Origin of the sequence: Mesobacillus persicus (assembly GCF_900109925.1) — a bacterium.
GTDB lineage: Bacteria > Bacillota > Bacilli > Bacillales > Cytobacillaceae > Mesobacillus_B > Mesobacillus_B persicus.
In genome coordinates this window covers 193,429-206,142 of sequence record NZ_FOBW01000002.1, presented here as the reverse complement: position 1 = coordinate 206,142, position 12,714 = coordinate 193,429, and the positions used below count along the sequence as shown (strand labels likewise).

13 protein-coding genes are annotated in these 12,714 nt (G+C 38.2%); 10 read left to right on the top strand and 3 right to left on the bottom strand.

Going from position 1 to position 12,714, the window contains the following annotated elements; genetic code table 11:
- Positions 1 to 46 precede the first annotated feature (46 nt).
- Genes BMX30_RS03615 through BMX30_RS03605 form a run of 3 tightly spaced genes read right to left on the bottom strand, consistent with a single transcriptional unit; the run spans position 47 to position 2,357 of the window.
- Positions 47 to 1,366, bottom strand: coding sequence for a hypothetical protein (locus BMX30_RS03615; protein ID WP_090741288.1), 1,320 nt, complete (start codon positions 1,364 to 1,366; stop codon positions 47 to 49).
- Positions 1,353 to 1,859 (bottom strand): type II secretion system protein, encoded by a 507-nt coding sequence (locus tag BMX30_RS03610; RefSeq protein WP_170843782.1) that lies wholly within the window; start codon positions 1,857 to 1,859, stop codon positions 1,353 to 1,355. Before BMX30_RS03610 ends, BMX30_RS03615 begins: the two co-directional genes overlap by 14 nt.
- A 12-nt stretch (positions 1,860 to 1,871) precedes the next feature.
- On the bottom strand, positions 1,872 to 2,357 hold the full coding sequence (locus tag BMX30_RS03605) for a type IV pilus modification PilV family protein (RefSeq protein WP_170843781.1): 486 nt from the start codon (positions 2,355 to 2,357) through the stop codon (positions 1,872 to 1,874).
- Positions 2,358 to 2,611: 254 nt separating this feature from the next.
- On the opposite strand from BMX30_RS03605, the gene BMX30_RS03600 reads away from it, so the two are divergent.
- From BMX30_RS03600 to BMX30_RS03555, 10 genes are all read left to right on the top strand, one after another.
- Positions 2,612 to 3,457, top strand: coding sequence for a hypothetical protein (locus BMX30_RS03600; RefSeq protein WP_090741282.1), 846 nt, complete (start codon positions 2,612 to 2,614; stop codon positions 3,455 to 3,457).
- 108 nt (positions 3,458 to 3,565) lie between these two features.
- Positions 3,566 to 4,876, top strand: coding sequence for a VanW family protein (locus BMX30_RS03595; RefSeq protein ID WP_090741280.1), 1,311 nt, complete (start codon positions 3,566 to 3,568; stop codon positions 4,874 to 4,876).
- Between the two features lie 23 nt (positions 4,877 to 4,899).
- The gene (locus BMX30_RS03590) at positions 4,900 to 6,567 is read left to right on the top strand and encodes a GspE/PulE family protein (RefSeq protein ID WP_090741278.1); all 1,668 of its coding nucleotides are present in this window, start codon (positions 4,900 to 4,902) and stop codon (positions 6,565 to 6,567) included.
- A gap of 12 nt (positions 6,568 to 6,579) precedes the next feature.
- On the top strand, positions 6,580 to 7,620 hold the full coding sequence (locus BMX30_RS03585) for a type IV pilus twitching motility protein PilT (protein ID WP_090741276.1): 1,041 nt from the start codon (positions 6,580 to 6,582) through the stop codon (positions 7,618 to 7,620).
- 1 nt (position 7,621) lies between these two features.
- A complete protein-coding gene (locus BMX30_RS03580; protein WP_090741274.1) occupies positions 7,622 to 8,827 on the top strand; it encodes a type II secretion system F family protein in 1,206 nt (401 codons plus the stop codon).
- A 116-nt stretch (positions 8,828 to 8,943) separates the two neighbouring features.
- Positions 8,944 to 9,366, top strand: a complete 423-nt coding sequence (locus tag BMX30_RS03575; protein ID WP_425283733.1) for a type II secretion system protein — start codon at positions 8,944 to 8,946, stop codon at positions 9,364 to 9,366.
- A gap of 14 nt (positions 9,367 to 9,380) precedes the next feature.
- On the top strand, positions 9,381 to 10,127 hold the full coding sequence (locus tag BMX30_RS03570) for a prepilin peptidase (RefSeq protein ID WP_090741272.1): 747 nt from the start codon (positions 9,381 to 9,383) through the stop codon (positions 10,125 to 10,127).
- Positions 10,128 to 10,144: 17 nt separating this feature from the next.
- Positions 10,145 to 11,137 carry a type IV pilus biogenesis protein PilM gene (pilM, locus tag BMX30_RS03565; protein WP_090741270.1) on the top strand — a complete coding sequence of 331 codons (993 nt, stop codon included), beginning with the start codon at positions 10,145 to 10,147 and terminating at the stop codon, positions 11,135 to 11,137.
- 3 nt (positions 11,138 to 11,140) lie between these two features.
- Positions 11,141 to 11,890 (top strand): PilN domain-containing protein, encoded by a 750-nt coding sequence (locus tag BMX30_RS03560; protein ID WP_090741268.1) that lies wholly within the window; start codon positions 11,141 to 11,143, stop codon positions 11,888 to 11,890.
- Positions 11,890 to 12,672, top strand: a complete 783-nt coding sequence (locus BMX30_RS03555; RefSeq protein WP_090741266.1) for a hypothetical protein — start codon at positions 11,890 to 11,892, stop codon at positions 12,670 to 12,672. The genes BMX30_RS03560 and BMX30_RS03555 overlap by 1 nt, the downstream gene beginning before the upstream one ends.
- The last annotated feature ends 42 nt before the right edge of the window (positions 12,673 to 12,714 follow it).

Sequence of the window (12,714 nt, the reverse complement as noted above, 5' to 3'; positions counted from 1 at the left end):
GGCTAAGTGCAAAGGCACCATATCCCATCCTTTTTTGTCAACTAAATTAATTATAAGTAACATCAGTTATTGCTGTATTCGCATTTCCCCAATTAAGGTTAGAAAAATTAAAGAAACCATCACAATAATCCTCTGAATTGTAGAGAACACGTTCTTCTTCACTATCAAGTTGGATAATGTTAGTTCCCGTCCGATTGACGTTTCCACTCACGATTAATTTACCTAAAATATGAGGTGTACCACCAAGAAATATATTTCCATCAACACACATCACTGAATCTTCTTGAATGGTTAATCCTTGATCAACGATAGATGATTTTTCGGAACTACCTGCTGGTAAAAAGCCTTCACTTCTACTGTAAATGAATATTTTGGAGGTGTTTTGTAGTTCGACATTACTTTCAGCTTTTAAATGGCCAGCAATTCTTAAATTTGAATTATCCAAGTTCTTCATGTTTGATTTCATTATTAAGTCTTGTCCGATGTAAAGTTCCGAATTAGTAAGATTGTTCATATTGCTTTCCATAGTTAAATTTTGGTCCGTTTTTATTATAAAATCTGATCCGCTATTAAAATTCATTCCTAACGTAAGGGACTCTGCATAAATTGTTAATTGACTAGCCTTATTGATGTTACCGTCAAAGGTAAAATGAACATCAGGTGCATAAATTGTTGACACATTTATAGTATTGTTTTTGGGATAACTTACTGAATTGGGTGGGGTATTTATGACTACTCCTTCGCATTGAATGGAGTCACCCTCATCTAGTAGATAATTAAAGTTACAATCCATAGGTACCTCAGGCTTGTTTACTGTATATACAAACGGAGGTTCATCTGTAGTCTCAGGGTCTCCAGGTTGAAACACAAGGTCTTGTAAATTAAGTACTACTTCTGCATCGAGTTTTTTAGGAGTTTCACCATTTTTTTGACCCTCAACAGAATAATTAATTTCTATTATTTTATCCTTAGTACCATCAACAAGTTGTTTACCTTCGGTAGTTTTAATGACGAATTCAGCTTCTTCTCCCTCCTTTACTTCAATAGGGGCGGAAAATAAAATATTTATTTTGGATTGTAAAGAAGTCACTAATGCAGCTTTAACCTCTTCGACAGTGGCATAATTCTCAATGTTGTTGTCGATTTCTTGTTTTGCCTCTTCGAATGCTCCTTGAATGGCGACATGATAATAAGATACCCCCATTTCAGCTAAATCGATAGATTGTGCAGTTGTCTCAATTACATCGTTTTGTTTAACACTGTTAAATGCCAGGCCGGTAAAAGACACAAAAACAATCATAAATACTACTATTATAAGTAATACTGTTACAAGTGCGTATCCCTTCTCATTACTAACCTTGGACATCTACCTTCTCCTCCTTTATTCGAAAAAGTAACGTGTTAATTTTTAATATGTTAGTTGGATTTTGTTTTTCATAAATAGTTAGTGTCAAGGGTACATTATTTTTATTTGCTATATTAATAGTTTCTTCTAAACTCGATATGAAACAAAGACGGGTATTACTAAAAACCTTATCTTGCTCGTTAGAAATTGTACCAGTTCCATTATGATCTTCGATACCAGTAATTTCTATTCTGCCACCAATTTTGCCATCAACACTGTCACAGCTAGAATCAGATATTGTGGAAATTGTATATTTATCATTTGTTTGATGAACGTTTTTTAGACTTGTTAAAATAATATTTGCTTCCTGTTGCATAGCATTTTTAGAAATGGCATTTTGTGAGTAACTATGTCCTTGGAAAAAGATACTCCAAATTGTACCCCCGATAATTGATAAAATGACTAGAGTTGCGAGTACCTCAACTAGAGATATTCCGCGCTGGTTATTAATCAATAGCTTCATCTCCTATTTGTCACTTAAAATATATCCATACGTCTCACTGACCTTAGTTCCTCTATCCTTGTTTAAGAGCTCTATATAGATCCGATGGGCCTTTGTCTGTTCTGAGTCAACTTCCTCATCAACAAGGATTCTAACTTTTACAGCATACTTTGTATTACTTGGTGAGACTTCATGATCATATTCAAAAAAATAATAGTCACCTTCATGATGATCTTTATATTCCCCTATCTTAGAGAAATTTGCTTGGTCCACTTCAATATCAGCTTTAATAGAATTACTAGGAAAGTTCGCCATCTCTGGGTAATTTTGCCATTCAACTAGCAACTCTTTTGCAGTATTTATACCTTGTGTTTTCTCTTCGTTAAAATTGTTCATCATTCCCATCTGAGGGAAAATATTTAGAAACGAAATAAGAATAATTGATAGAATCGCCATGGCTAGCACAACTTCTAGTAATGTCACACCTTTTTCATTACTGATTTGTTTCATATATTCCATCCCTTCCGGGTAATCTTCACTATATTGTTATCTATCATATCATGAATTATATCAATAAATAGCCTCCTATCAACGCAAGTTTAAAGAAGTTTTTCCAATTATAGAGCAGATTTACCATTACTTTAGTATTAAATTTTCTTTAAAAATAGAATTCGCTATTATACAATAAGTAAATAGGATGTCTAATTTTGTTAAATATAATAGTATTAAGTAGAAATATATAAAATTTTGTTAGGGGTGTAGGAGTGGAGAGTTTAATATTTGCTAGCATCGCCTTAGTAATCTTGATTCCAGTGATGTACTTTTTGCCACTTGGGTTTTCCTTTCATGGAAAATTAGTGTTATTATTGGCGGCATCAGTTATTGCTTTGTTGGGATTATTCGCTACACCAATCATGCCATTGTGGCAAACAATTTTAATCGTTGTTTTACTAATTGGGGTTTCCAGTTATCTTTTAACTGGGAAAATACCAGTGGTAGATCCAGTAACAGAAGAAGATGAATTTGAGCTTTCGGAAGAATCTAGTGTACAAGTACTTGGCGATATTCCGAATGTATATAACCATATTGCTACTTCTGACTACAAGGAAGGTTTCTATCAAGAGGAAGAGGGATTATTAGAAAAAGCAATGAGAAATGCGGGTAAACCTCGGACTAACGCGCTTATCACTAGTCAAGAAGTTGAAGAAAATACAGATTTTACAGAGTTAGGGCTCACCACATTTACTGAGGTAGCAGTTACAGAAGAGCAACAGATTGATGTAGCAACACAGTCATCAGATCATGCTTACCTTGGAGATGTGGAAGAGATGCTGGTCGTTGAAGGTGAAGGTGAAGATGAAGATAAAGATAAATTACCAGTATCGAGCGATTCAGAACTGGGTGAGCCTGATATTGAAGCTGGAAATACCCTTAACAGTCTGAGTGATTTAGATGACCTCGAGGAGTTAGACTTTGATGATTTCACAATTAGTAAGGGCGACTCAACGGAAACTACTGATTCGGACGAGGAATTTTGGAATAGTCTACTTGAAGATGACGATGAACTAGAAGTTATCGAGGAGAAAAAAGAATTAGCAGATATTAAATAATCGGCAGTCTTATATTCCCTTTTATTCCCGATGTTTTTTTAACATAGATTCTACTAAAATAAAAGAGCTTAATATAAGGATAGACCGCTTGTCTGGGAGGAAACATAGGTGAAGAAGCAACAAGGAATTAAATTGTTCGTTGTATTACTAGTCAGTACCCTATTTATTTATAGTTTCTCTCATTTTGGGGCTATGACATACAATGCAATGACGAGTGAAGATGACATGTTCTTACCTGGCACAAGTATTGGTTCTGTTGATGTTTCTGGTAAAACGAGAAATGAGGCACTTTCGTCGGTCACAGATGATTTGCAAAGTTGGCAGAACGGAACAATACTTAATCTGATGTACAAAGAGAAAACAATACAAGTGAATTTAGATATATTTGAGATTGATGTGCAAGAATCAGTAGTTGCTGCTCAAAGTGGGCAAGCAAACCCAATGATAGTTTCAATTCCTTCACAGGAATTGAAGGCTATGTTGCAACAACTTTCTTCGAAATTAGCCATTGGTGAAGAAGAACTTACTAAAGTTAATAACGAACTTCTTTCTTATGCTCATCTTTTGAAATCAGGAGAACATCATATAGCGGTTGGTAAACTCCTGGCAACTGATGATTCTTCCGTTGTGATTAGTGAAACGATTTTGGAATTTGAAGAGGTTAGTGTCGCAATGATGGATTGGGTAGCTGCGTTATCACCAATTACGATTCCAGCTGAATCACAGTTTTCTTTCTTAAAAACAATTGAAGAAAACAAGCTGACCTCTATGCCGGCAGCAAATAAAAGTATGATTGCAACGGCCATATATAAAACTGTTTTGCCGACTAATTTTGTAGTTATACAAAGACATATTGGACAGCAGCTTCCAAACTATATCGAATTAGGATTTGAAGCAAAAATAAATCAAAAGAATAATCTAGATTTGGCATTTACCAATCCGAATAAGTCGGAGTACACGATTGAATTGAAGTGGGTGTATCCTACTCTGACCGTACAATTAAAGGGAAGTTCTCTGCTCTATAAATATGTGGTTGAACAAACCGGAAAACAGGAATTTGATCCGAAGACCATCATTCAATATAGTCCCCAGCTTCATCCATCGCAAAAAACTGTGAAGGAAGTGGGTCGAAATGGTTTGTTAACGAATGTTATCAGAAAGGTATACGGTGAAAACGATGAATTTTTATCTGAAGAATTCATTTCTGAAGATTTTTACGCGCCTGTTGAGCGAATTGAAGTTCATGGTCTAAAATCATCAACTACAACCGGAACCTCAACGGGAGATGACGGAGCAGGAACGGAAACGACAACTGATTCAGCTTCCCAAACTGAATCAGTTGAGGATACTACTTCCCTTAAAGATGAAACATCTGATGGGAAAATCATTTATGGGAAACCAAACGAAACGGAAAAATAATCAGAATGAAGCGGTGATTCTGTATGAAGCAAAAGCAAACTAGAAAACGACTCGGTGATTTGATTGTTGAAGCAGGATTAATTACAGAAGAACAGCTTCAAATGGCTTTGCAAGATAAATTACCTAATCAAAAGCTAGGCGATGCGCTATTACAAAAAGGATTAATAACTGAACAGCAGCTCATAGAGGTACTTGAGGTTCAGCTTGGGGTTCCCCATATCAGTTTATACGGATATCCCTTTGAAACAAACCTCTTCTCCCTTATTTCAAGAGACACAGCAAGCCGGAATCTTGTTGTTCCCTTAAGGAAAGATGGAGATAAGCTTCTTGTTGCTATGGCCGATCCGATGGATTTCTTTGCGATTGATGATTTACGCTTATCGACTGGCTTTCAAATCGAAAAAGTTATCGCAACTAGAGATGATATTGTCCGGACGATTAATAAGTTTTATGATGTCGATGAAGATTTTGAGGAGATGATGGAGAAGCCGAAAAACGGTGATTCCAATCAAGAGGAGAGCTTAACGGATGAATCTTCTCCGATTGTTAAACTAGTAAACCAGATTCTTTTAAGCGCCGTGACCCAAAAGGCTAGTGATATTCATGTCGATCCTCAGGAAACAAAAGTCGTTGTGCGTTACCGCGTGGACGGTATTTTGAGGGTAGAAAGGACCTTGCCGAAGAATATGCAAAGTGTTTTAACGGCGAGGATCAAGATCCTAGCCAATCTTGATATCACGGAGCATCGTGTGCCGCAGGATGGTAGAATCAAAGTAAATGTCGAATACTACCCGATTGATCTACGTGTTTCTACTTTGCCAACGGTTTATGGCGAGAAAGTCGTTATGCGTATCCTCGATCTATCTAGTAGTTTAACAGATATTGAAAAGCTAAGCTTCAATAAGGTCAATCTTGCTCGCTTTAAACAACTAATTGAAAAACCCAATGGGATTGTGCTTATAACAGGTCCAACGGGTTCGGGGAAATCCTCGACCCTCTACGCTGCACTTAATAAGATGAACAATGAAAGTGTCAACATTATTACCGTTGAAGATCCTGTTGAGTATCGACTTGAGGGGATTAGTCAGATTCAAGTAAATTCAAATGTAGGAATGACCTTTGCAGCCGGGCTTCGAGCAATTTTAAGACAAGACCCTGATATTGTTATGGTCGGGGAAATACGTGACCGTGAAACAGCTGAGACTGCTGTTCGTGCCTCACTTACTGGACATCTTGTTTTAAGCACACTGCATACCAATGACGCGATAAGTAGTATTAACCGCTTGATAGATATGGGAGTGGAACCATTCCTAGTAGCTACGGCACTCACGGGTGTTGTCGCCCAGCGTCTAGTTAGGAAGGTTTGCCGAGATTGTGCTGAAGCTCATGAGCCTTCAAACCGTGAACTTGAAATGTTTGCGAAAAGAGGCTTGAAGATTGAGAGAATCATGAGAGGCAAAGGCTGTGCTTCCTGTAATATGTCTGGCTATAAAGGCCGGGTGGCGATTCAAGAAGTGGTTGTTGTTGATGATGAAATTAGACGTTTGGTCATGAACGGGGAATCTGTTTCGAAGCTTAGACAAGTGGCCGTCCAAAATAAAACGATTTTCCTTGTTGATGACGGATTATTAAAAGTAAAACAAGGGATGACAACGACGGAAGAAGTACTACGTGTTGCCATTCCTGAGTAGAGGTGTAAAAAATTGAGAGAGAGAATCGATCGAATTTTAAGAGCAGCGCATGAGTTGAAGGCATCTGATATTCATATAACAGTCGGTGTCCCGCCGATGTTTCGTATTCATGGAGAGTTGAAAAGGTATGGGAAAGAAGTACTGATGGCAGACGATACGGAAGGGTTAGCAAAATCTATCATTCCCGAGGATAAATGGGACGATTTTAAGGACACCGGAGAAATTGACCTTAGTTATTCTATCCCAGGAGTATCTAGATTCCGGGTCAATGCTTTCATGCAACGTGCGGTTGTTGCGATTGCCATCCGGATTATTTCAACCAGTATTCCTTCGATTGATGATTTAAAAATGCCAGCAGTTTTGAAGCATATTACTGAAAAGCCGCAGGGGCTTGTGTTAGTAACCGGACCAACAGGTAGTGGGAAATCTACGACTCTAGCATCAATGATCGGTTATATGAATGCGAATATGCGCAAGCATATCATCACTCTAGAGGACCCGATTGAGTACTTGCATAAACACGGGAATTGTATCATTGACCAACGTGAAATTGGTGCAGATACAAAAAGCTTCGCCAATGCATTAAGAGCTGCGTTGCGTCAGGATCCTGATGCCATTCTCGTTGGGGAGATGCGTGACCTTGAAACGATTCAAACGGCGATAACAGCAGCTGAAACGGGGCACTTGGTTTTCGGTACCCTTCATACTCAAAGTGCACCTGCATCAGTTGAACGTATCATCGACGTTTTTGACCCAGGTCAGCAGCCGCAGATTAGGACCCAGTTGGCAGGTGTTTTATTAGCAATAATTTCACAACGTTTGTTTAAAACGATTGATAATTCTGGGCGTCGGGCCGCAACGGAGATTATGATGAATAATGCAGCGATTGCCAACCTAATTCGTAATGATAAAATTCACCAAATTGAAACAGTGATCCAAACTTCAAGAAATCAGGGAATGATCACGCTTGAAACAAGCATTAAAGAGTTAATTCAAACAGGAGTTATATCAAAAGAAGCAGGCCAACCATTCTTAAAAGAGTCGGTGAGCTAATATGGCAAGGTTTAAATATTCGGGCCGGACTCGTAAAGGGAAAAAATCCGGAGTAATTAATGCATCCTCAAAAAGAGAGGCGATTTTACAGCTTCGTGGTGATGGTATTAAGGTTGTCGAGATAAAGGAAATTGCGGAAACGATAATGACGAAAGATTTGGCGATTGGCAATCCTGTCAAGCTCCAGGACATCGTTATTTATTTGCGGCAATTTTCAACTTTAATTAAAGCTGGGGTTACAATTGTTGATGCTACAAATATCCTTGCGATGCAAACAGATAGTAAAAAACTATCAGCTGCCTTGAAAGATATTGAAAACGAGTTACGACAGGGTCAACCCTTTTCAGATGCAGCCGAGAAGCATAAAAAGATTTTTGAACCAATGTTTATTAATATGGTTCGTGCTGGTGAAGCTGGCGGGAATATGGAGGAGACATTAGAAAGACTAGCTGAGCATTTTGAGAAACAGCATCATACTAGACAAAAAATACAGTCAGCAATGGCATACCCTGTTGTTGTTGGGGTGATTGCAATTTCTGTTATAATCTTTTTGCTTGTATCTGTTGTTCCAACATTTGTTGGGATGTTTGAAGATTTTGGAGCTGAATTACCAGCAATAACCCAATTTGTCTTAGACTCTAGTGAATTCACTCAAGCATATTGGTGGCTAATCTTATTATTAGTAATTGGTATCATTGTTGGCATAAAGTTGTTAAATAACGATAAACGCACAAAGTATCACATGGATTTAATAAAACTGAAGCTCCCGTTATTTGGGAAAATGCTTCAAAAAGCTGCCTTGGCGAGAATGACAAGAACATTAAGTTCATTATTTTCCTCAGGTGTGCCAATTTTACAGGCCCTTTTAATTGTTGAAAATGTTGTTGAAAATGAAGTGATTTCACGTGTGATTAGGTATTCACGAGAAGAATTATCGCGTGGACGGTCTTTAACAGGGCCTATGATGGAACATTGGGCCTTTCCTCCCTTGACAACGCAAATGATTTCTATTGGAGAAGAAACCGGGTCTTTAGATGCGATGCTTTCAAAAGTAGCTGAATTCTATGAAAAAGAGGTCGACAATAGTACTGATAAGCTAAAGTCCTTGATAGAGCCATTGATGATAGTATTCTTAGCAGGAATCGTTGGCGTTATTGTATTGGCTATAATGGTGCCCATGTTCGATATGTTCAATCATATTGGTTAGGAATTTGTTGGATTTTGTAAAATATGCTTTTTATTTGACAATTACTCATAGTATAATAGAACTAAGTTCAATATATTGAACGTACAAAAAAATACTTTTAAAAGGGAGAGAAAAAAATGTTAAAAATGGTAAAAAATCATCTTAAAAATCAGAAGGGTTTAACGCTAATCGAACTATTAGCAGTTATTGTAATTTTAGGTATTATTGCTGCTATTGCTGTACCTGCAATTGGGGGTATAATTAACAAAACTGAAAAAGATGCGAAAGTTTCTGAAGGTATTCAAATTGTTAACTCTGCAAAAATGTATATGTCTGCACATCAACATAAAGTCACGGATGCCACAAAGCCAGGTATTATGGTGCTAAGTGACACTGATCTATCTGCTTACTTAGATAATGCAGCATCAGGTTTTACAGTTAATGTGAAAAAAGATACAACAACTGGAAAATACACGTACGAAGTGGCTAGTCATGATTCAGAAACACTAGTTGGTGACAAGACTACTCCTGCTACAGAAACTGAGTTACTAGCATATTAATGGCTAATTAAAATATGTTAAGTGCTTTATTTTTATATGGTGTGATATTAGGCTCCTTCTACATCGTAGTCGGTCTCCGAATCCCTGCAGGAAAATCAATCGTTTATCCTGGTTCTTCCTGCCCAACTTGTGGTCACAAACTAAGAGCTTGGGAACTTATACCGGTTCTATCATATTTCTTGCAAAAGGGAAAATGCCGCGGCTGTCAGTCGCGGATTTCTCCTATTTATCCAAGTATTGAGTTTTTGACAGGTGTGCTGTTTGCGACAGCGCCACTTGTTGTCGGTTGGAACTATGAACTGATTATCGCACTAACACTAATATCTTTATTTATTATTATTTTTGTATCCGATTTAGCTTATATGATTATCCCTGATAAAGTGTTGTTGTTTTTTGCAGGGCTTTTTTTATTGGAACGGATTTTTATTCCATTGACTCCTTGGTGGGATTCTCTCTTAGGGGCAGCGATTGGCTTTGTCCTTTTGCTCGTGATTACCCTCATTAGTAAGGGCGGTATGGGTGGCGGTGATATAAAGTTGTTTGCCGTCATTGGCTTTGTCGCTGGTACGAAAACACTATTATTATCTTTTTTCTTTTCAACTCTATTAGGTGCTGTGGTTGGTCTGATTTTAATGGCAATCGGAGTTGTAAAAAAGGGGAAGCCGATTCCTTTTGGTCCGTTTATTGCTGCTGGAACACTAGTAGCCTACTATTTTGGTGATACACTCATTTCTACCTATCTTAATTTATTCTACAGTTAATTGGAGGGGGTAAACAAATGGCATCAACCCTCTTTTTGTTCAATAACCGACCGGTTGATATCGTGGTGAATGACCATTGTATTCGTTATATCGAATTAAAGAGTGGTGATGAACCGACTCCATTAAGATGGGGGGAGCGGTATTTACCAACTGGAATTGTGAACGAAGGAAAAATCGTTGACCGAGAAACACTAGCAATCATTCTTGAGGAATGTATTGATGTTTGGAAAATTAAGCGACGCAAGGTACGGTTTCTTGTTCCGGATCCATCGGTTACGATTCGGAAGCTACCAGTTCCTGCAGATCTTAGTATAGATGAAATACAAGGGTATCTGTACATGGAGATTGGCGATACCATCCATCTTCCATTTGAAGATCCTATTTTCGATTATATTGTTCTTCCGGAGCAAGACGAAAAGCGTGAGATTCTGTTATTTGCTGCCCATCGGGAGCACGTAATGGCGTATTCTGAACTTTTTTCAAGTGTAAAGTTAAAGCCAGTGGCTGCTGATTTATCTTCGCTTGCGCTTTACCGGCTCTATCATCACTTAGCTAAGAAGTCTTCAAACGAGAACCTATTAATTATTCAATTTGATCTAGATCATGTGAATATGAGTATTTTTGAAAATGAAATTCCGTTCTTCACCCGGCATCAAGATCTTCCGTTTGATCATAAACAATGGGAGACAACCGTTGGTCGTACGGGGTTCCAGCAATTGACCTACAAAGGTGATATGCAAGAGTTGGTTCTCCAGTTTGAAGAGGTAACAAAAGAAATTAATATGATGATTGACTTCTATCAGTTTTCTCTTAATCAAGGGAAAAATGAATTGACGAAAATTCTTCTGACGGGTGATCATCCATTTTTAGATACGATTCTGGGGGAATTGCAAAAGCAGTTTGATTTCCCAATTGAGATTCTCGATTCTAGTAACATTTCAACCGAAAAAAATAGACCATTGCCATCCTCGCATTATCTAGCTTTGGGACTTGCTTTAAAAGAGGTGTAAGCCATGCTTGTCGAAATCAATCTGTTACCGAAAAAAGAAAAGAAGAATATTAAAATGATTGCGATACTGCTCACGGCTCTTTTTCTCATTGTGGTGACAGGGTCTTATCTCCTTTTCCAAGGGAAGAACTATAATCGTGAAATTGCTACTTTAGATAATCAAATCTCGACAACACAACAAATTGCACAGCTCGAACAGGCAAAGGTGATGGATGGACAGGTTTCTAATTCAGTGGCTGTGCTTGAGTCTGCTGTCGTCTGGGCAAGTGAAGACCGGCTTAAAACCGTACCAATTATTGAACATGTTATCGCACTTCTACCAAATCGTGGATTCATTCAGACTATTTCTTATTCTGAAATAGGCTCAGTCGATATGACTGTTCAATTTGATACAAGTAAAGAAGCTGCATATTACTTAAAAACTTTGATCGATTCTGAATGGTTCGCGGATGTGAAATTAAGTTCCGTTTCAGCTAACCAACTTGAATCTGAAGAGTCTACTAATCAAGATGGCCAGCAAACAACTGAGTCCACTGATGCTGAGAAACAAGAATCAACTGATTCAGACTCTCAGGATGAGGATACTGAAGCTACATCTACTGAGCAAACCGTTGTTAAACAGAAAAATGACGCCAATAATAAAATAGTTCCCAGATATATTGGCCAATACCAACTTACGCTAAGCCGTGATTTCATCAATGCCCAACAAAACAATGCTAGTAAAGTTGCCAGCAGCGAAGGAGGGGAAGAGTGATGAGTCTCCGACTATCGAAAAAAGAACTGTTAATTCTTCTTGCATCCATTCTTGTTGTGGTGGGCTTTATACTTGGGACGTATTATTTATATCTTAACCCCAAAAAACAAGAGGTTAGCAATAAGCAGGACCAACTTAAGACAGAAGAGCAATTGCTTGCAGCTATCCAAACAAAGATTGCTGGAGCAACGGCCCCATTGGAGGGAACCGTTGCTGAACTGCAAAAGAAGGTTCCGGTTAAACAGCAACTTGAACAGTTAATCCTAGATTTAAATAAAGCTGAAGTCATGTCGAAAAGTTTTATTGCAAATATGTCCTTTGCTGAAGGGGATGTAGCAGCTAGGGCTGGTACAGAACCCGCAACGGCTGAGACCCCAGCAACAACCGAAGGAACAGAAGAAACTACAGTTGAAGCTGAAACTGTCGAGCCAGTTGCTGACGAACAACAGTACCAACCGATTCCGCTCCCAGAAGGAATTAAAAAGCTGTCTGTTAATTTGTCAGTGACTTCGCCTGGTTATAAGGAACTAATGAAGTTTTTAGATGCGCTGGAAGGCTTAAATCGCCGAATTGTCATTGAGTCTGTCGCGTTTTCTGGTACAACTGAATTGACAAATGTCGAAGTTGAACAGCAAGAATTTTCATACTCGATCACGCTTGCGGCGTTTTATATGCCTGAGCTTGAAGACTTGGAAGATCAGCTTCCAGAGCTTGAAGTACCAGCTCCTGGGAATAAATCGAATCCGTTTGCTAGTTCCGCTGATTTAACAGCTACAGACTAAGGCTTCTAACTCTTGTAAAAAATTTGACGAAATACTTCCCGG